Origin of the sequence: Imhoffiella purpurea, assembly GCF_000585215.1 — a bacterium.
Lineage (GTDB): Bacteria > Pseudomonadota > Gammaproteobacteria > Chromatiales > Chromatiaceae > Imhoffiella > Imhoffiella purpurea.
This window is the reverse complement of the sequence record NZ_AONC01000056.1, coordinates 24,728-44,528: the sequence shown is the minus strand read 5'-3', so window position 1 is coordinate 44,528 and position 19,801 is coordinate 24,728. Positions and strand designations below refer to the sequence as shown.

The 19,801-nt window shown below is 63.3% G+C and carries 19 protein-coding genes; 13 read left to right on the top strand and 6 right to left on the bottom strand.

The window, feature by feature from the left end:
• The first annotated feature begins 145 nt into the window (after positions 1–145).
• Positions 146–2,170, top strand: a complete 2,025-nt coding sequence (locus tag D779_RS16795; protein ID WP_232424227.1) for an EAL domain-containing protein — start codon at positions 146–148, stop codon at positions 2,168–2,170.
• 36 nt (positions 2,171–2,206) lie between these two features.
• Positions 2,207–2,797 carry a hypothetical protein gene (locus tag D779_RS16790; protein ID WP_232424226.1) on the top strand — a complete coding sequence of 197 codons (591 nt, stop codon included), beginning with the start codon at positions 2,207–2,209 and terminating at the stop codon, positions 2,795–2,797.
• Positions 2,798–2,987: 190 nt separating this feature from the next.
• On the opposite strand, the gene D779_RS16785 is transcribed toward D779_RS16790, so the two are convergent.
• Entirely contained in the window at positions 2,988–4,055 is a 1,068-nt protein-coding gene (locus D779_RS16785) for a class III poly(R)-hydroxyalkanoic acid synthase subunit PhaC (RefSeq protein ID WP_043756263.1), read from the bottom strand.
• Between the two features lie 58 nt (positions 4,056–4,113).
• The gene (gene phaE / locus D779_RS16780; protein WP_043756262.1) at positions 4,114–5,196 is read right to left on the bottom strand and encodes a class III poly(R)-hydroxyalkanoic acid synthase subunit PhaE; all 1,083 of its coding nucleotides are present in this window, start codon (positions 5,194–5,196) and stop codon (positions 4,114–4,116) included.
• A gap of 145 nt (positions 5,197–5,341) precedes the next feature.
• On the opposite strand from phaE, the gene D779_RS16775 reads away from it, so the two are divergent.
• Both D779_RS16775 and phaR read left to right on the top strand, forming a co-directional pair.
• Complete coding sequence (locus D779_RS16775; protein WP_043756278.1) at positions 5,342–6,526, top strand: acetyl-CoA C-acetyltransferase; 1,185 nt, start codon at positions 5,342–5,344, stop codon at positions 6,524–6,526.
• Positions 6,527–6,708: 182 nt separating this feature from the next.
• Positions 6,709–7,185 (top strand): polyhydroxyalkanoate synthesis repressor PhaR, encoded by a 477-nt coding sequence (gene phaR / locus D779_RS16770; RefSeq protein WP_043756258.1) that lies wholly within the window; start codon positions 6,709–6,711, stop codon positions 7,183–7,185.
• A 72-nt stretch (positions 7,186–7,257) separates the two neighbouring features.
• On the opposite strand, the gene D779_RS16765 is transcribed toward phaR, so the two are convergent.
• From D779_RS16765 to D779_RS16750, 4 genes are all read right to left on the bottom strand, one after another.
• Positions 7,258–7,770, bottom strand: a complete 513-nt coding sequence (locus tag D779_RS16765; protein WP_043756277.1) for a chemotaxis protein CheW — start codon at positions 7,768–7,770, stop codon at positions 7,258–7,260.
• A gap of 11 nt (positions 7,771–7,781) precedes the next feature.
• Positions 7,782–9,683: a methyl-accepting chemotaxis protein gene (locus D779_RS16760; RefSeq protein ID WP_043756256.1), complete on the bottom strand. Its 1,902-nt coding sequence runs from the start codon at positions 9,681–9,683 to the stop codon at positions 7,782–7,784.
• A 141-nt stretch (positions 9,684–9,824) separates the two neighbouring features.
• Positions 9,825–11,927, bottom strand: a complete 2,103-nt coding sequence (locus D779_RS16755) for a chemotaxis protein CheA (protein WP_043756254.1) — start codon at positions 11,925–11,927, stop codon at positions 9,825–9,827.
• Positions 11,924–12,193, bottom strand: coding sequence for an STAS domain-containing protein (locus tag D779_RS16750; RefSeq protein ID WP_043756253.1), 270 nt, complete (start codon positions 12,191–12,193; stop codon positions 11,924–11,926). Before D779_RS16750 ends, D779_RS16755 begins: the two co-directional genes overlap by 4 nt.
• A 363-nt stretch (positions 12,194–12,556) precedes the next feature.
• Here D779_RS16750 and D779_RS16745 point away from each other — a divergent pair, with 363 nt between their 5' ends.
• The 9 genes from D779_RS16745 (at position 12,557) to D779_RS16705 (ending at position 19,768) form a co-directional block, all read left to right on the top strand.
• Positions 12,557–13,192, top strand: a complete 636-nt coding sequence (locus tag D779_RS16745; RefSeq protein WP_043756251.1) for a 3'-5' exonuclease — start codon at positions 12,557–12,559, stop codon at positions 13,190–13,192.
• Between the two features lie 151 nt (positions 13,193–13,343).
• The gene (locus tag D779_RS16740; protein ID WP_043756249.1) at positions 13,344–13,709 is read left to right on the top strand and encodes a phasin family protein; all 366 of its coding nucleotides are present in this window, start codon (positions 13,344–13,346) and stop codon (positions 13,707–13,709) included.
• Positions 13,710–13,882: 173 nt separating this feature from the next.
• Positions 13,883–14,623, top strand: a complete 741-nt coding sequence (phbB, locus tag D779_RS16735; RefSeq protein WP_043756248.1) for an acetoacetyl-CoA reductase — start codon at positions 13,883–13,885, stop codon at positions 14,621–14,623.
• A 147-nt stretch (positions 14,624–14,770) separates the two neighbouring features.
• The gene (locus tag D779_RS16730; RefSeq protein ID WP_043756246.1) at positions 14,771–15,523 is read left to right on the top strand and encodes a Nif3-like dinuclear metal center hexameric protein; all 753 of its coding nucleotides are present in this window, start codon (positions 14,771–14,773) and stop codon (positions 15,521–15,523) included.
• Positions 15,524–15,729: 206 nt separating this feature from the next.
• Positions 15,730–16,323 carry a ubiquinol-cytochrome c reductase iron-sulfur subunit gene (gene petA / locus D779_RS16725; RefSeq protein ID WP_043756244.1) on the top strand — a complete coding sequence of 198 codons (594 nt, stop codon included), beginning with the start codon at positions 15,730–15,732 and terminating at the stop codon, positions 16,321–16,323.
• Entirely contained in the window at positions 16,323–17,567 is a 1,245-nt protein-coding gene (locus D779_RS16720) for a cytochrome b (protein ID WP_043756242.1), read from the top strand. Before petA ends, D779_RS16720 begins: the two co-directional genes overlap by 1 nt.
• Entirely contained in the window at positions 17,564–18,295 is a 732-nt protein-coding gene (locus tag D779_RS16715) for a cytochrome c1 (protein ID WP_043756240.1), read from the top strand. Before D779_RS16720 ends, D779_RS16715 begins: the two co-directional genes overlap by 4 nt.
• A 349-nt stretch (positions 18,296–18,644) precedes the next feature.
• Positions 18,645–19,283 (top strand): stringent starvation protein SspA, encoded by a 639-nt coding sequence (gene sspA / locus D779_RS16710; protein WP_043756239.1) that lies wholly within the window; start codon positions 18,645–18,647, stop codon positions 19,281–19,283.
• Between the two features lie 17 nt (positions 19,284–19,300).
• The gene (locus D779_RS16705; RefSeq protein WP_232424225.1) at positions 19,301–19,768 is read left to right on the top strand and encodes a ClpXP protease specificity-enhancing factor; all 468 of its coding nucleotides are present in this window, start codon (positions 19,301–19,303) and stop codon (positions 19,766–19,768) included.
• The last annotated feature ends 33 nt before the right edge of the window (positions 19,769–19,801 follow it).

The following is a 19,801-nucleotide window of genomic DNA, read 5'->3' as shown; positions in this document are numbered from 1 at the left end:
CTCGCCGGGCCGTCCTTGGTCCGGACGGTAAACGCAATACATCGGCGTTTCCCCAATCTGACACAGGTCGATCAAGGACATGAAACTCCCGGTTCAATCACAGCAAAACGCGTCTGTCTATTTCCTGGGCATCGATCCTCGGTTGGTGAAGGACCTGACGCCATTGCTGGAGCCGAAAGGATTGGTCTTGAGGGTCTTGGAGGATCTGGACCATGTGACGGCACTCGGCAGGACTCGCCCCTCGGTTCTGGTGCTCGATCTGGCGGCCGTCGGCGGCCTCGACTCGCTTGCCGAACTGGTGGCGCGTCTGAGCCCGGATGCCGACGTCCCTGCGGCCGTTCTCTGTCTGGCCAGTCGCGAACGGGGGGAGGGGACCCTGGCGTGGCGATTGGCGGCCCTTCGCGCGGGCGTCGACAGCTATCAGGTGATGCCGGTCACGCAGCGCCGCCTGGCCGAGCGCATCCTGCGCCTGAGCGGCCATCTCGAAAGTCGCCGCTACCGCGTTCTGGTCGTCGAGCCGCAGCCGGATCAGTCGAAGAAGATCGCCATAACCATCGCCAGCGCCGGGATGGAGGTGCTGGTGGTCGAGGACCCCATGAAGCTCCTTGATCGGCTGCAGGCGTTTCGCCCCAATCTGGTGCTTATCAGTCAGGATATCCCTCGGGTCGGGGCCAGCGAGCTGGCCGCCGTCATTCGCGACCATGACGACTTCTTCGGCCTGCCCATCCTCTTCCTGTCCTCGGATCCGGATCCGGTCGGCCAACTGGAGGCGCTGAAGGCGGGCGGCGACGGCTTCGTCCTCAAGCCCGTGCAGCGTCATCAGCTGATCGCCGCCATCGAGCAGCGCGTTCGCGAGTCGCGCTGGTTCAGGAACCGACGCACCCTGGAGAATCGGCGCGAAAGTGCGCGCGGCTTCCTGCCGCGCGCGGTTTTCATGGCCTATCTGGACCGGTTTCTGGATGCTCGGGAGCTGGGGCGAGATGGACTGGGTCTCCTCGTCCTGGAGCTGGATCAGCATGCGCGAGCCTTGGAGCGGTTGGGTATCGGGGGATATGAGCGACTGCTGGGTTTGATGGAGGCCCAGATCTCGGGTCTGATGAGCCCGGAGGAGGCCGCCACCCGCTTGGACGAATGCCGCTATGCCCTGCTCGCCTCACGTGAGCGGGTCTCCGGGCTCCAGTCATTGGCCGCTGGACTCTGTGCGCGACTGTCCGAGGGGCTGGGGACCCCAGATGGAAGCAAGCAGATCGGGTTGACCGTCAGTATCGGTATCGGGGTGCCGACACCGCCGCTCGAGGACGCCTCGACACTGCTGTCCCGCGCCAATCAGGCATTGACCTGGGCCAGGGAGGCCGGAGGCAATCAGGCGCGTCTATGGACCCAGTCGGTGGTGGAGCGGGCAGAGGTCGCCATCGGTCATGGTATGATCCGGCGTCTGGTCAATGCTGCTCTCAACCACGACGGTCTGGTGCTGCTGTTCCAGCCTGTGGCCCCTGTCGCCAGGCAGGGTGAGGAGCTCTACGAGGCTCTGCTGCGTCTGAACACGCTGGACGGCGAACAGATCTCGCCGACGGATTTTCTCGCCTCCGCGGAGCGGGGCGGACTGATGGTCAGGATCGATCGCTGGGTCCTGGGTCATGCCCTGGAGGTGATGGACCGGCACCGCACGAGCCATCCGCATATGCGCTTCCTGGTCCATCAGACGGTCGGTACCCTGGCGGCTCCCGAGTGGTTTCCCTGGTTTCGCGAGCAGATCGTGCAGCGTAATCTGATCCGTCTGTATCCGGTGCTTCAGTTCCAGCTTGCCGATGTCCGTCAGAACCGGCTGGAGGCGAAGCCGCTCATGGACCGTCTGAAGACCTACGGGATCCAGTGCTGCGTCGCCAATGTCGTGGGCTCGCGCGACGACCTGACGCTGCTGTCCAAGCTCGGTGTCAGATATGTCAAGCTGTCGATGCAGATCTTGACCCAGGTCGAGCAGGTCGAGTTGATGGGAATCGTCCAGGGACTGCAGGAGCGTGGAATCGCCGTGATCGCGACCGGAATCGATGACAAGGAGAGGCTCGCGCAGGTCTGGAGCTGTCGTCCGGATTTCATCCAAGGCGACTATATCGAGCCTCCGGGCGAGCAGCTGAGTTTCGACTTCAAACGCACGGCCGGCGGATCCTGACGGCCGAAGGGGTGTTTCGATTCCATGGACATGGCCATGCATTTCGACAGACCGGACGTCGTTTCATCCAGCCATACCGGGCGTCTGATTCTCACGGCCTCGGATCCGCACGTCAGTCCGCACGTGCCTCTGCTGATCGAGGCGCTCGCCGAGGTCGGCTTCATCGGCGAGCGGCTGAGCGACGCGGGTGGCGACGCCTTTCGCACCGGGCCCATGTTCCTGAGTCTGGTGGCCTTCACCGGTTGCGCCGTGCAGATCCGCAGCAATCCGGACGGCCGGGGCGCCTTCTGTCACGTGCGTGTCTCTTCGTCCTTCCGCCATCCCCATCTGCTTCACGGCCGCAATACCCGCGCGCCTCGCTGCCGGGAGTGTCGCCATCGGCTGGTGGATTGGCGCGAACGGCTGGGGCACTGGGCGACGCATCCGCATGCGGGCGTGACCTGCCCCAACTGTCGCGAGACGCGACCTCCGTGGCTGTGGGACTGGAAGCAGCAGGGTGGGTTCGGGCGGTTCTTCGTCCAGGTCGAGGAGATCTTCCCCGGAGAGGCGACGCCGACGCATACGCTGATCGACGTCCTGACCCGCGCCAGCGGGACGGGATGGCGTCATTTCTACGTGCAGGAGTAGGGCGCAATAGGCCGCATCTCATTGGCGGCTGCAAATCTTTGCCCCCGCAAGAGCCTTGCATGAACCGGCGTCGAACGATTTTTGGGGCGGCCGTATTGCGCCGTATGTGATTCGGCTGCGGTCGATGACTGACCGTTGCCGGCCATACGGCGCAATACGCTAGCGCTATTGCGCCCTACGCTGGGTTAGATCAACCCCGTTCGTTCAGCCACTTGCCGATGGCCGGGGTGACCTCCTTCTGGGCCTTGCCGCTGACGTAGATGCCGATGTGTCCGCCGGGGAAGGCGAGTTCGGTGTAGTCCTCGCTGCCGACCAGATACTTGAGCGGCTTGGAGGCGTCCGGCGGAACCAGGTGGTCCTGGAGGGCGTAGATGTTGAGCACCGGGCAGCTGACGTTCTTGAGGCTGATCTCCTGGTCGCCCAGCACGACGCCGCCCTCGATGAAGCCGTTGTTCTGGTAGAAGTCCTTGATGAACTGGCGGAAGGTCTCGCCGGCCTGGTCCGGGCTGTCGAAGATCCATTTTTCCATGCGCAGGAAGTTCTTGACCTTGTCCGGGTCGTCCAGCAGATCGACCATGTTGACGTATTTCTGGCCGGTCAGGCTGAAGGGCTTGAGCGACAGGAAGGTCCAGTTCAGCAGCTCGCCCGGGACGTTGCCCATGGTGTCGACGGCCAGGTCGACGTCGATGTTCTGCACCCAGGCGGACAGCAGGTTGTCCGGGGTCTTGAAGTCGACAGGGGTGACCATGGTCACCAGGTTCTGCACCTTGTCCGGATGCATGGAGGTATACATGAGGCTGAAGGCGCCGCCCTGGCAGATGCCGAGGATGTTGATCTTGTCGACATCGTGCGTCTCGCGGAGATGGTCGACGCAGCGGTCGATATAGCCGTTGATGTAGTCGTCCAGGGTCAGCGAGCGGTCGGCCTGGTCGGGATAGCCCCAGTCGATCAGATAGACGTCCTGACCGGTGGCGAGCAGACCCTTGATGGTCGAGCGGTTCTCCTGGATGTCGGTCATGTAGGGCCGGTTCACCAGGGCGTAGACGATCAGCAGCGGGATCTTCTGGGTCTCGACGCCCTCGGGTCTGTCATAGCGGTAGAGGACCAGCTTGTCCTCGCTGTAGACCGCCTGCTTGGGGCTGACGCCGGTGTCGATCTCGTCGGCGTTGAGCAGGTTCTCCATGCCCTGCCCGAGCTTGCGGTTGTAGTCGAACATCTCCTGAGCGAGCTTGTCCGGTCGGATATCGATTGGAAACATGGTCTAGGGTCCTCTCAGTGTGCGGCGCTGTGGCGGTGCCCGGATATCGTCGGACGGCTCATTCGCTCGGGGTCGGCTTGGCCGCCGGCTTGGCGGTCGTCTTGCGGCGCGTGGTCGTCTTGGCCGCGGGGGCCGAGGACTTGAGCGCGGTCGCCGGCTTGGCCGGCGTCTTGCCGCCGAGCGCCTCGACCTGCTTCTCCAGCGCGCGCAAGCTCTGGAGCATCCGCTTGTTCTCGCGGCGCGTTTCCTGGAGACGGTTTTCCAGGGTGCGCACCTCGGTGCGGGTGGGCATGTTCATGGCGCCCAGGTTCTCGTCGACGATGACCGAGAGGCGCTTCTTGAGGGCCATCTGGGCGTTGACCAGGCGGCCGTGGATCTTGGCGTATTCGGGGGTCGCGACCTGATCGGCATAGACGGCCTCGCAGCAGCTTACCCAGTTGTCGTAGAGCGCGCGGGCCGAGTCGATCGTCTTGCCGCTGTCGATGACGCCCTGGATGTAGCTGCCCATGCGCTCGACCGACTTCATGCCGAGCTTGGAGTAGAAGCCGGTGTATTCCTGCAATGCGGATTGGTACTCCATGGAGCTGCGCATCAGCTCCTGGTACTGGCTCTGTTCCTCGCGTGAGTAGCCGAGTCCGGGCGCGGAGAGCGCGCGGTCGAGATTGCCCTTGAAGTGCTCGTGCGGCATGTTGCGCAGGAAGTCGCCGGGCATCGGCGAGAGCGAGGACATCATGCGCTGCCAGTTGTCGAGCGGCATCTCCCAGAAGGACATCATGCGCTGCATGGCGCTGCCGCCGTCGTCCAGGTTGCCCGAGAAACGCTTCTGCATGTCCTCGAGCGCCTTGGTCCAGTAGCTCAGGCCGTCGGTCGCGGATCCGTCGTCCGAGCGGTTGGCGAAGGTCTCGGCCATGCGGAAGAAGGACTTGCCCTGGTCCATCATCTTCTCCATGAAGGCCTTCGAGAGGTCTGGGGCGGCCGGCGAGAAGGCCTTCCACCAATGATCGAGCGCGCCCTCCCAGGGGGCGGTCATCTTGGTCTCGCCCTCGAGCCCCATCGCCTTGCGGCTCATGTCGGCCCAGTTGTCCCAGTACTTGCGCTGGAGCTCCAGCCAGTCGTCGTTGAAAAAGCTGTCGTTGCTCATGCGGTTGCCCTCCTCGGGTTGCTATTGGGCGAAAGTTAGCATGTGGATTTGTGCACTGCAACAAAGGTGCGTAGAATCCGGCGCCGAGAGTCACTGACCTATAATCGACCATTTCACCCTGAATGCTTTAGAGGACATGCTTGATATGAGCGAGAACATCGTCATCGTCGATGCTGGACGTACCGCGATCGGGACCTTCGGCGGCGGCCTGTCGTCCCTGCCCGCGACCGAGCTGGGCACCGCCGTGCTGAAGGCCCTGCTGGAGCGTACCGGGATCGCGGGCGACCAGGTCGACGAGGTCATCCTGGGTCAGGTGCTGGCCGCGGGCGTCGGTCAGAATCCCGCCCGTCAGACCACCCTCAAGGCGGGCCTGCCGCATTCGGTTCCGGCCATGACCATCAACAAGGTCTGCGGCAGCGGTCTCAAGGCCGTGCACCTGGCCATGCAGGCGGTCGCCTGCGGGGACGCCGACATCGTGATCGCCGGCGGCCAGGAGAGCATGAGCCAGTCGAGCCACGTCCTGCCCCGCTCGCGCGACGGTCAGCGCATGGGCGACTGGAAGATGGTCGACACCATGATCGTCGACGGTCTCTGGGACGCCTTCAATCAATACCACATGGGCGTGACCGCCGAGAACATCGCCAAGCAGTTCTGCTTCACCCGCGAGCAGCAGGACGCCTTCGCCGCCGAGTCGCAGCAGAAGGCCGAGGCGGCGATCAAGGCCGGCCGCTTCAAGGACGAGATCGTTCCGGTCAGCATCCCGCAGCGCAAGGGCGATCCGCTGGTGTTCGACACCGACGAGTTCCCGCGCGCGGGGACCACGGCGGAGAAGCTCGGCAAGCTGCGTCCCGCCTTCGACAAGGAAGGGACCGTCACCGCGGGCAACGCCTCCGGCATCAACGACGGTGCGGCCATGGTCATGGTCATGAAGGAGTCCAAGGCCAAGGAACTGGGCCTCAAGCCGATGGCGCGTCTGGTCGCCTTCTCCAGTGCAGGCGTGGATCCGGCCATCATGGGCACCGGCCCTATCCCGGCCTCCACCCAGTGTCTGGAAAAGGCGGGCTGGACCCCGGCCGATCTGGACCTGATCGAGGCCAACGAGGCCTTCGCCGCCCAGGCCATGTCGGTGAACAAGGAGATGGGCTGGGATCTCAGCAAGGTCAACGTCAACGGTGGTGCCATCTCGCTCGGTCATCCGATCGGCGCCTCGGGCGCCCGCGTGCTGGTCACCCTGCTCTACGAGATGCAGCGTCGCGATGCCAAGAAGGGCCTCGCCACGCTTTGCATCGGTGGTGGTCAGGGCGTCGCGCTCGCCGTCGAGCGCATCTAGAGGTCAGCGGTCGACCGAATGCCTATCGGGCGTTCGGTCGGCTCTCGACTCTAGGTCGCGGTTTCCCGCTCGCTCCATTCTCTATCCGTATTCGAATCGTGCCTCGTCGGTGCCCGCCGGCGAGGCGTGGTCGCGACTGGGGTACACTTGCGGAAATTCATGCCCATGCAGCCCAGGTGCCTATGAACAGCGAGCGCATCATCAAGAAGTACCCGAACCGCCGCCTCTACGACACCGAGGTCAGTCGTTACATCACCCTCTCCGATGTCCGCGCGCTCGTGATGGGCGGCGTCAGTTTCAAGGTCGTCGACACCGCCAACGACACCGACATCACCCGCTCGATTCTGCTGCAGATCATGCTGGAGGAGGAATCCGGCGGCGAGCCGCTGTTCAGCGCCCCCATGCTGGCGCAGATCATCCGCTTCTACGGCGGCACATTGCAGGGACTCTTCACGCGCTATCTGGAAACGGCCCTCAATCTGTTCGCCAAGCAGCAGCAGGAGGTCAAGGGGGCCTGGGGCGACAATCCCTTCGATGCCATGACCCGCCTGACGCAGAAGAATGTCGAGCTCTGGACCGAACTCCAGGACGATCTGATGCGTGCCGCCGGATTCTCGCTTCCGGGCGACCGCAAGAAGAAGGACGAGGATCCTTCCTGATCCCGGTCCTCCAGGCCCCCGCCGCTCGATCGATCGCATTTCGGTAGCCGGGGCGATGCGCCCGGCCTTTCTTCATCGAGCGGGCCCGTCCTCCATCATCTCGGCGAGCTGGTTGATCTCCTGAATCGAGAGAACGCGCGCTTGGTCGAGCACGATCACGAAGCGGTCCTGAGACTTCCACATGCCCTGGATGAAATCGACCCGGATCTTGGCTCCGAACCTCGGTGGGGGTTCTATTTCGCTCGCCGGGATGTCGCTGACGGCGTTGACCCCATCGACCACGATGCCCATGTCGTTGATCCCGGCTTCATCCTGCAGTTCGACGATGACCACGCAGGTTCGTTCGCCGACGGTCGTCGGCGGCTCGCCGAAGCGCGCGGCCAGATCGATGACCGGTACCACGCGTCCACGCAGGTTGATCACCCCACGGATGAAGACTGGCATGTTCGGGATGTGGGTGACGCTACCGTATTCGATGATCTCCTTGACCCCAAGGAGGGGTATGGCGAACGGTTCTCCGCGAAGATTGAAGATCAGGTACTGGGCCTTTTCCTGCCCGCTCTCGAGTGTGGTATCGCGTGTCATGAACACCTCTCTCAGAAGGGGATGAATTGATCCTTGCCCGGCCCGTGCTTTTCCGCTCCGACGATGCGTGGCTGGGGGGCGGGCGAGGACAAGATTTTCCCCGCGACCGGATGCTCTGCCATCGCGCCTGCGCCTGCGACCCGGAAGAAGGCCATCAGCTCCTGCAATTGCTGGGCTTGGCTGGTCATCTCTTCGGCCGTGGCGGCCAGTTCCTCGCTCCCGGAGGCCGTGCCCTGGGTCGCCTGATTGACCTGATTCACCGCGCTGTTGATTTGGGTTACTCCAGTCGTCTGTTCGCTGCTGGCCGCCGCGATTTCCTGCACCAGGTCGGCGGTCTTGACGATCGAGGGGACCATTTCCTCCAAGAGCTTCCCGGCCCGCTCGGCGCGGTCAACGCTGCTGCCGGCCAGATCCCCGATCTCCTGGGCGGCGCTTTGGGAGCGTTCGGCCAGGTTGCGCACCTCCGCCGCGACCACGGCGAATCCCTTGCCGTGTTCGCCCGCGCGGGCCGCCTCGATGGCCGCGTTGAAGGCCAGCAGGTTGGTCTTGTAGGCGATGTCGTCGATGATCTTGATCTTGATCGCGATCTCGCGCATCGCCTGTACGGTTTCGCGCACCGCCGTGCCGCCTTCCTCCGCCTCCCGCGCGGCTTGGGTCGCGATCCCGTTGGTGATCTGGGCGTTCTCGGTGTTCTGTGCGATCGAGGCCGACATCTGTTCGATCGATGACGAGGTCTCTTCCATGCTGGCGGCCTGTTCCGCCGCTCCCTGAGAGAGGGTCTGCGAGGTTGCGGATACCTGCTCTGCGGCGCTGTTGAGGGCGTCGGCCGAGGATCGCACCTGACCGATGGTCTCGCCCAGCTTGTCCACGGTGGTGTTGAGGGCGATTTTCAGCTGCTCGAAGTCGCCTTGATAGCTCGCTCGGATGGTTTGGCTCAGATCGCCTTCCGCCATCGCGCCCAGCACGCGCTGGATCTCCGTGATCGGAACCACGAAGGACTCCATGGTGTCGTTGATGCCCTGAACCATGGCGCGGAAGTCGCCCTGATGCACCTCGGCGTCCGCGCGTGCTCTCAACCGTCCCTCGGCCACGGCCCGGGTCAGATGTCCGGCATCGGCGATCATGGCGCGCAGACTGCCCTGTACGGTCTTGAGCGCTGCCAGCAGGCTGGAGGCGTCATCGTCCCGCGTCTTCAGTTCCTCCGACAGGTCGCCTGCCGCGAAGCGCTGGGCGACTGCCGCGGCCTCCGACGGATCGGCCCCGAGCTGCCGCATCAGGCTGCGCACGATGACCACGCCGATGATGCCGCCGAGCAGGGCCGCGATCAGGACGGCCCCCAGGATCCAGCCCGTCGCCCGGGCATACATGACATCGCCGTTCTCGCTGGCGGCCTTGCCTCCGGCGATGTTCAGGTCCACCAGCTTTTCCAGGGTGGCCGAATAGCTGTCGAACAGGGATTGCGACTCGCCGTTCATGATGGCCATCGCCTCGCCGGTCCGCATGGCGCGCGACAGGGGGATCATGCGCGCGTTGGCCTCCATGTAGGCGTCGAATTGATTCGCGAACGCCTCGTAGAGGGCCCGTTCCTCTTCGGACGAAATGAGCTTGGCATAGGCGTCGCGATCCTCGAGCAGCGCCGCCTTGATGCTGTCCATCTTCTTCTCGAGGCCTGCGATCTGGGCTGGATCCTCGGAGATCACGTGCATCAGTTCGGCGATGCGGAAGTCCGAGGTCTTGGTGTTCATCGACTGGATATGGCGGATGCTGGGCATCCAGTTGACGGTGATCTCGGTGGAGGCATCGTTGACCTTGCCCATCTGGAAGATGGCGAATCCCCCGATGGCCGTGGTCAGCAGAACGAGCAGGCTGAAGCCGATCGCGAGCTTGGTGCGCAGTGTCATGTTCTTGAACATGGGTCTTTCCATTCCTCTGAAGACATTGAATCGAATCGTTCTTGGGCGTCGAGCCGTGACTTCGCTCCGCTCTCGCTGCGGGCGAGGCCAGGCGTTCGCTGTCGGCCTGTTCGCGCGCCGACGCGCGTCATCCCGGGCCGGTCATTTCAAGGCGGCCGCGTGATGGCCGCTCGTCACCTCCCTGCGTTCCGCCTGGGCGACCAGGACGGGGACGTCCAGAATCAATCCGACCTGTCCGACATCCAGGACGGTGCAGCCGCTGATCCATTTGAGCGCGGAGAACACCTCTCCCAACGGCTTGATCACGGTCTGCAGCTCGCCCAGGAGTCTGTCGACCACCAGACCGGCCTTCTTGCCCGCGTAGCTCACCACCACCACGCTCTGGCGCGCGGGCGCCTCCGTGGTGTCGTGCAGCAGGTCCCGCAGCCTGAGGAACGGCAGCACCTCGCCCCGCAGATCCAGATAGTCCCGCCGACCCACCGTGCCGAGCTCCATGCACTCCTCCACCGTGTCCAGAGGCACCACGTAGCGCGCATCGCCCACCGACACCAGGAAGCCGTCGATGATGGCCAGGGTTAGCGGCATGCGCAGACGCACCGTCGCGCCCTGCCCGGGCCGGTTCTCGAGTTCGACCGTTCCGCGCAGGTCCTCGATGGTGCGCTTGACCACGTCCATGCCCACACCGCGTCCTGAGAGGTTGGAAACCTGCTCGGCGGTCGAGAATCCGGGCGCGAAGATCAACTGGAAGACGTCCTGGTCCGGGATGCCCTCGGTGCTGTCGATGAGTCCGCGCTCGATCGCCTTGCTCGCGATCCGCTCCCTGTCGAATCCGCGCCCGTCGTCCGAAAGTTCGATGAGGATGCTGCCGTTCTCGTGATGGGCGTTGAGCTGCAGTCGCCCTCGGGGATCCTTCCCCGCCGCCAGGCGTTCCTCCGGCGACTCGATAGCGTGATCGATGGCGTTGCGCACCAGGTGGGTGAGGGGATCGCCGATACGGTCCACCACGGTTTTGTCGAGCTCCGTCTCGCCGCCGCTGATCACCAGATCGATTTGCTTGCCCAGTTCCTGCGACAGGTCGTGAACCACCCGTTGAAAGCGGTTGAAGGTGCCGCCGATCGGTACCATGCGCAGGCCCAGGGCGGCGTCTCGCACCTCCTCGATGAAGCGGGCGCTGGTGGCCACCGCCTCCTGCAGGGCGCGGTCGTCGGAGTGGCTGCTCCTGAGCGTGGTCACTGTGCTCGATATCACCAGCTCGCCCACCAGGTCGACCAGTCGGTCCAGCTTGTCGGCCTCCACCCGCACGTAGCGTTCACCGCCGGTGCGGCGGGCCTGAGCCTGCCGGCCCAGTGCCGCCTTCACCGCTTCGGGCGGAGCGAGACCCTGTTCGACCAGGATCTCGCCGAGCTGCTTGTCCGGTGAATCGATCACCTGGATCCCCATGGCGGCGGCCAGTTCCTGGCGGGTCAGTACCCCGGTGCGCACCAGGATCTCTCCGAGTTTGTCGTCTCCCTCGGGCAGCGCCTGGATCAGCTCGGCCCATAGCGCTGTCTTGCTGCCTGGGGGGATCAAATGGACCTGGCTGCTTTCGCGCACGAAGTCGAAAGCGGCCTCGAGCGTCTGCTTGTCCGTTTCGGTCCTGAGGTCGATCTCGAACCCCAGGTAACAGGCCGTGGGGTCCATCCGCTCGATCGGCGGCAGGGCGTCGTCGAGCGTGGTGACGTTGATCAGCTCGCCGAGCGTGCCGAGGTAGCGCAGGATGGAGAGCGGATCCATCCCGTCGCGGAAGAGCTCCCGGCCGCAGCGTAACGAGATGTGCCAGACGTTCTCGCTGGTTCGGTCGTCGTCGGAGGCGTCCCCGAGCCAGGCCTGCAGCTCGGTTTTCAGGGCGTCGCCCTGGACCAGTAGATCGGCTTGGGGATCCTCGCCCGGGGGGCTGTTCACCAGGGCGGCGATATGATCGTGGCAGCGGAGCAGCAAGCTCACGAGCGGGGTGTCGATCGTCCGTTGACCCGAGCGCACCAATTCGAGCAGGGTCTCCACCTCATGGGCGAAGGCGACCACCGCGTCCAGACCGAACATGCCGCTCGACCCCTTGATGGTATGGGCGCTGCGAAAGATCGCGTCGATCAGATCGGGGTCCTGCCTTCCCGCCTCGAGCGCCAGCAGGGCGCGTTCCATCTCCTCCAGGAGCTCTTGGCTCTCGGCGGCGTAGGTTTGCATTGCCGCGGTCAGGTCCAGCGTCATGGCTGCTTCTCGATCAGGTGGGACAGTCCGCAAAGACGCAAGGCTTCGGCAACCGTTTCGCTCGCGGCGGTCAGGCGGGAGCCGGCATCGCGATGGATGAGCATCAGAAGTTGTATGCCGGATCCATCGCATTCCGTGACACCCGAGAGGTCGAGCGTGGCCCCGTGTCGGGCCAGCAGGCGTTCCTTCATCTCGCCCGCCTCGTAGATGGTCAGTGGGCCGCTCAGGCATAGCGGATGCGCTGTGCACTCCTCTTGGGTGCTCATGGTTTATCCTCGTCTGGGCTTTTTTCTCGGGTCCGGTGGACGGTCTTGGGAGCCGGTTACGATGGCTGGGTTGAGGGCTCTAGGATCGTTGCTTGGCCGGCGCTGTCGTTTCGGCGTGAGTCTATGTCTTGCGATCGATAAATCTGTTAACCCATTCATGATTCGCGGATCCCCGTTGGGGGGGGGGCGAGCGTGCGGATTAATCGAGAAGAGGGTCTCATTTTGTGCCGGCGTCTTGGGGCCGGCGGCAGGGCGACCGGGATGTCCGGCGAGGGCTGTTGCGACGCCTCATGGTGAGGCTGGTCGCGTGGGCTCATAATCGCCTGGCGAAACCGATCCGTTCGATCTGGGGGGGGAGGGGGTGTGGATGCTGTTGCCGTCATCGATTTCGAGACCACAGGACTGTCGCCGTTGCGGGGCGATCGACCCACCGAGATTGCTGCGGTTCTGGTGGCGGACGGGCGGATCGTCGACCGCTATCAAAGTCTCATGAACGCGGGACTTCCGGTGCCACCCTTCATCGAGCGTCTAACCGGTATCTCGACCGCCATGCTGCGCCATGCACCACCGGTCGAGCATGTGATGGCCGAGGTGGCCGATTTCGTCGGTACGGTTCCGCTTGTCGCGCACAATGCGGTATTCGACAGCCGATTCTGGGATGCCGAGCTGAGTCGGCTCGGCCGCCAGCGCGGCCAGTCGTTCGTCTGTACCATGCTGGTGGCTCGGCGGGTCTTGCCCCGGGCGCCGAGTTACAAGCTCGGCGCGCTCGTCGCCTCTTTGGGCTTGCCTGCCGCTGAGCCGGCTCACCGGGCACTGGCCGATGCGGAAATGGCCTCGCGTCTGATGCTCCGCCTGGAACGGGAGCTGATGGAGCGGTTTCAGTGCGTCTCGGTGACGCACGCCTTGCTGGCGCGTATCCAGCGGATGCCGAAGAGTCAGCTGCATGCCCATTTGGTGGGACAGGGGCCGGAGGTCTCTGGTTTGCGTGGGTCTTCATAGGTTCGACAGCGATGTCTCATGACCGATGCGATGATGCCCATGCCAGCGCCAAATCAATGGAGAGAATTGCAAAAACGCTGTTGACGTGGCTTGTCGAGAAGAATATTGTGCAACGCAACATTGCTGCACTGCACAAACTTAGGAGATCACGATGAGCACGACCGACGCTGTGAAGACCGTGAACGAGATGACCAACAAGAGCTTCGAGCGCATGACCAGCTTGGGTGAGCTGAACATGCGCATCTTCGAGAAGATGGCTGCCCGTCAGATGGACGCCATGGGTCTGTACATGGATCACGCCATGCAGGTCATGAAGCTGGCTACCGAGTCGAAGGGCTACAACGACTTCTTCAAGGGCCAGGTCGAGGCCACCAAGGAACTGAGCGAGCGCGTCATGGCCGAAGGCAAGACCAGCATGCAGCTGGCCAACGAGGCGCGCGACGATTATCGGGCCTGGTTCGAGAAGAACATGTCCGAGATCAGTTCCGACCTCAAGAGCGCGACCACGAACGCCTGATTCGGGCTTCGGCGGACACCGCAGTCCAGGGACGGACTGCCATTCGCCATGATTCCGGATTGATGGGGATCATGGCAAATGGATGAGGTGCTTCACCTCCCTGCCGGGGTGGTAGTAATGTACGGACCTCGTCGTCGTTCCAATCGATTACGGTAATCTCTCGGAGGAATTGCATGGCTCGCATCGCTCTCGTCACTGGTGGAATCGGCGGTATCGGTACCGCGATCTGCACGCGTCTCGCAAAGGATGGCTGCACCGTCGTGGCGAATCATCATCCCTCGGAGGCCGAGGCCGCCGAAGCCTGGAAGAAGGAGCGTGCGGCAGAGGGTTTCTCCATCGCGACCATCGCGGCCGACGTGTCCTCCTACGACGACAGCGTGCGCATGGTGCAGGAGATCGCCGAGCAGCACGGCCCGATCGACATCCTGGTGAACTGCGCAGGCATCACGCGCGACAAGACCTTCAAGAAGATGGAGGCGGCGCAGTGGCAGGCCGTGATCAACGTCAACCTCAATAGTGTGTTCAACGTCACACGCCCGGTCTGGGAGGGGATGCTAGAGCGCGGATTTGGGCGTATCATCAACATCTCTTCGGTGAATGGTCAGCGCGGTCAGTTCGGCCAGGCCAACTACTCCGCGGCCAAGGCCGGCATGCACGGCTTCACCATGGCGTTGGCCCAGGAAGGCGCGTCCAAGGGCGTCACCGTCAACACCATCTCGCCCGGTTATGTCGAGACGGCCATGACCCTGGCGATGGACGACGGCGTGCGCAACAGCATCATCGGCGGTATCCCGATGCGCCGGATGGCCCAGCCGGGTGAGATCGCGGCGGCGATCGCGTTCCTGGCCAGCGATGAAAGCAGCTACATGACGGGGGCCAACCTGCCCGTCAACGGCGGCCTCTTCATGCACTGATGTATTTCGGCCGGTTGGTGGGACGCGTCCTTCCAGCCGCCAAGACAGGTTTTTTCGAGTCCTCCTCGTCTCTCTCATCATGAGACGTTTCCAGCCCGGCTCCCCGCCGGGCTTTTTTTTGTCTTCGATTCGCCCGAGGTGCCGACGATGATCGAGTCTCGCGACCTGGTCGCCTATTGCGATCAACTTCTGGATGCCGGCCGCTTTTCCGATTATGCCCCCAACGGATTGCAGGTCGAGGGGAGTCGTCCGGTGGAGCGTCTGGTGACCGGGGTGACGGCGAGTGCCGCGCTCATCGAGGCGGCGATCGAGGCGCGGGCCGATGCCATCCTCGTACACCATGGGTGGTTTTGGAAGAACGAGAATCCCTGTCTGGTCGGACCCAAGGGGCGCCGGGCGCGGAGGATCCTGGAGGCTGGAATCAGTCTGCTCGCCTATCATCTGCCGCTGGATGCCCATCCAGAACTCGGCAACAATGCTAGGCTTGCCGACGAGTTGGATGTGCGGGATGCGGAACCAACCCAGGTCGCCAAGGGTCTAGTGTGGGTCGGTCGACTCTCCGCCCCGATGGAGCCGGAATCGCTCGCGCGTCATGTGGCGCGGCGGCTCGGGCGCGAGCCCATGATGGTCGGTCGGCGCTCGGGACCGCTCGAGCGTATCGCATGGTGTACGGGTGGGGGGCAGGGCTATCTGGAGCAGGCCGCCGAGCTGGGTATCGACGTCTTCCTGAGCGGCGAGCTCTCGGAACAGACCACCCACCAGGCGCGCGAATCGGAAATCTGCTACCTCGGTGCCGGTCATCATGCGACGGAGCGCTACGGTGTTCAGGCGCTCGGTACACATTTGGCCGAGCATTTCGGCCTGCAACATCTGTATGTCGAGATCGACAATCCAGCCTGATTCGTCTTGTCCGCGCACCTAAAGACCTAATGTCTTTCGGGTTTCGCCTTGACCTATCCTGCTGGAATCGAAGAGAATGCGCGGTCGATTTTGTAGTCAATCGTCATATTCTTAAATTTTTCCACCTGAACGTTTCATCCAAGCTGCGTGGGTGCTCGCCTGGGATGCCTTGGGCGGTGCTTGCATCAGCCGGGGGATATTGGCCTATGAGCGCGCAAGGCGTGAATACAGATAGGCGACGAGTGCTCGTCGCCGCGACCAGCGTGGCCGGTGCCGTGGGTGCCGGTTTCGCTCTCGTCCCGTTCGTCGCATCCATGAATCCGAGTGCCCGTGCTCGGGCTGCCGGTGCGCCGGTCGAGGCGGACATCAGCAAGTTGGAGCCGGGCGCCCTTCTGCGCGTCAAATGGCGCGGCAAGCCTGTCTGGGTGGTGCGACGCACGCCACAGATGCTCGAGGCTCTGTCGAGCAACGATCCCAAGCTGGTCGATCCGACTTCGGAAGTCGAGCATCAGCCCTCCTACTGCAAGAATCCCACGCGCTCGATCAAGCCGGAATACCTGGTGGCCATCGGCATCTGCACCCATCTGGGCTGCTCGCCGACCTATCGGCCCGAGTTCGCGCCTGAGGATCTGGGTCCCGACTGGAAGGGCGGTTTCCACTGCCCCTGTCACGGCTCGCGCTTCGATCTGGCGGCCCGCGTGTTCAAGAACGTGCCGGCGCCGACCAATCTCTGGATCCCGAAGCACGTCTATCTCAACGACACCACCATCCTGATTGGTGAAGATCGAGGAACGGCCTGATGAGTGCTGAAAAGACCGAAAACCTCAGTTGGATCGACAAGCGATTCCCTCTGACGGAGACCTGGCGAGCCCACCTCTCCGAATACTTCGCCCCGAAGAACCTCAACTTCTGGTCCTTCTTCGGTTCGCTGGCCATCCTGACCCTGGTCATCCAGATCGTCACCGGTATCTGGCTGGCGATGAACTACAAGCCGGATGCGACCCTCGCCTTCGGATCCGTCGAATACATCATGCGTGATGTCGACTGGGGCTGGCTGATCCGCTACATGCACTCCACGGGTGCATCGGCCTTCTTCATCGTCATCTATCTGCATATGTTCCGTGCCTTGCTGTGGGGCTCCTACCGCAAGCCGCGCGAGCTGCTGTGGATGATCGGCGTGGTCATCTACCTGGCGATGATGGCGACCGCCTTCTTCGGCTATCTGCTGCCCTGGGGACAGATGTCCTATTGGGGCGCGCAGGTCATCGTCAACCTCTTCGCCGCGGTTCCCGTGGTGGGCGACGACCTGTCCGTCTGGGTGCGTGGCGACTACGTCATCTCCGATGCGACCCTGAATCGCTTCTTCGCCTTCCACTTCCTGCTGCCCTTCGTACTGGTCGGCCTGGTGTTCCTGCATATCGTGGCGCTGCATCACGTCGGCTCCAACAACCCCGATGGCATCGAGATCAAGGAAGGCCCCAAGGGCAACCGCTGGAGCGACAAGGCTCCCGCCGACGGCATCCCCTTCCATCCCTACTACACCGTCAAGGATCTGATGGGCGTCGTGGTCTTCCTGGCGCTGTTCGCCCTGGTGCTGTTCTTCATGCCGACCTTCGGCGGTCTCTTCCTCGAGGCGCCGAACTTCCAGCCGGCCAACCCGATGCAGACCCCGCCCCACATTGCGCCGGTCTGGTACTTCACGCCCTTCTATGCCATGTTGCGCGCGATTCCGCCCATGTGGGGCTCGCAGTTCCCGGGCGTTGTGGTGATGTTCGCGGCCATCCTCATCATGTTCGCGCTGCCCTGGCTCGATCGCAGTCCGGTGAAGTCCATGCGTTACAAGGGTCCGCTGTTCAAGGGTGCGCTCGCCATCTTCGCCGTGTCCTTCGTGGCGCTGGCCTGGCTGGGCATTCAGCCGGCTTCCGACCTCTATACCCTGCTGTCGCAGATCTTCACCGGGTTGTATTTCGCCTTCTTCATCCTGATGCCGATCTACAGCTCGATCGATAAGACCAAGCCCGTTCCAGAGAGGGTGACCTCATGAGAAAAGTGATCATCGCCGCCCTGCTGCTTCTGGCTCCGGGCTTGTTGCTGGCTTCCGAGACCGCTCACCTCGAGGATGCCGACATCGATCTGCGCGACCAGGCGTCCCTGCAGCGTGGGGCCAAGTATTACGTCAACTACTGCCAGGGCTGCCACTCGCTGCAGTACATGCGCTACAACCGTCTGGCCAAGGATCTCGGGATCGACATGGTCACCCTGCGCGAAACGCTGATCTTCGGCGACGCCAAGCCGGGCGACCTCATGACCAAGTCCATGCGCGACGAGGATGCGCTCAAATGGTTCGGCGTGGTTCCGCCGGATCTGACCCTGGTCACCCGCTGGCGCTCTCCGGATTGGGTCTATACCTATCTGAAGAGCTTCTACATGGACGATACCCGTCCGTATGGCGTGAACAACATCCTCTTCCCGCTGGTCGGCATGCCTCATGTGCTGGGCGATCTGCAGGGCAAGCAGGAGGCCGTTCTGGAGCCCGCGCACGAGCCGGGCGGCGAACCGATCGTCGAGGGCGTGAAGCTGGTGGAGCAGGGTTCCCTGTCGCCGGCGGAGTACGATGCCATGGTGCGGGACATCACCGCCTTCCTGACCTATGCCGGAGAGCCCGTCCAGCTCCTGCGTCAGCGTCTGGGCATGTACGTTCTCCTGTTCCTCGGCGTGCTCTTCGTGTTCGCCTACCTCCTGAAGAAGGAGTATTGGAAGGACATCCACTGATCGGGCGAGCGCTTGGGACGGCGCCGGTTTCGATCGCTGCCGTCCTTCGCTCGTCTCGTCCGCAATGGATTGCGATCGGCCGGGGCCGTCCATGTCGACGTGCTCTGGGCCGGTCATCCGGGCGGGTCGCTCGGTAAATTCTCCATGCGTCGCCGTCTCGGAGGGTATATTCTCCCGATTCTGGCATTTGACCGTCACCTGGGAATGAGTTCGCTCGGCCTTCGGGACGGGGCCTCGACCGCCACTTCGGAGCGGCGAGTCGTACGACGGCCGTCAGGGATCGAGATCGGCATCAAGAAACCCAATCGAGCCCTGCCGGGCTCAGCCTCAGTGCTGGAAAAGGGAAGATATGGCAGTGGCTGCAAGCAGACGAGCTGTGATGACGTTATTCTCCGATCCCGTTTGTCCATATTGCCATCGGGTCAGAATGGTGCTCGCCGAGAAAGGAATCGCCGTCGACGTCGTCGATGTCGATGCGCATGCCTTGCCGGACGAGGTCATGGATTTCAATCCCTATGGTACGGTACCTACGTTCGTGGATCGGGATCTGCGTCTCTACGAGTCTCGGATCATCATGGAGTATCTGGACGAGCGCTTTCCCCATCCGCCTCTGCTTCCGGTCGATCCGGTGTCGCGAGCCAATGCGCGACTCTTCATGTATCGCATCGACCGCGACTGGTATTCGCTGATGGGGCGTATCATGAAGGGCGCTGGAGACGAGGTCGCCCAGGCCCGCAAGGAGCTGACCGAGAGTCTGACCGTGACCTCCCCTGTGTTCGGGGCGCATCCCTTCTTCATGAGCGAGGAATTCTCCCTCGTCGATTGCTGTGTCGCCCCCCTGCTGTGGAGGCTCCCGGTGCTCGGGATCGAGCTGCCGAGCCAGGCCGAGGCGTTGCGGGTCTATATGAATCGGATCTTTTCCTGGGATGCCTTCCGCGAGAGTCTCACCGAGGCGGAAAAGGAGATGGTCGCGAGCGCCGTCCGATGATCGACGAGGCCGACGACATGACGTCCAGCAAGCCCTATCTGATCCGAGCGATCTACGAGTGGATCCTGGACAATCGGATGACCCCTCATCTGGTGGTGGATGCGAACTATCCGGATGCCAGCGTTCCGCAGGAATTCGTGGACGGTGGGCGCATCGTGCTCAATATCTCACCGGGTGCGGTTCGAGGACTCGTCATCGGGAACGACTGGATCCAGTTCGGCGCGCGCTTCAACGGTGTCGCTCGCGAGATCATGGCCCCGAGCGAGGCGGTGATCGGGATCTTCACCCGCGAGAACGGCCAGGGCATGGTGTTCCCTGACCCGCATTACCCGAGCGATGAGACGGACGCCCAAGCCCCGTCCGACGGTCCGGCATTGAAGCCGGTCGAGGATTCCGGGGGTAGTGCGCCCAAGGGTGAATCTGGCGATGATTCGGGCGGCAAGGGTAAGGGCAGGGGCGGGCCGACGCTCAAGCTGGTCAAATAGTGCGCTCGATCCGTTCGGTTTTTATCCCCGATG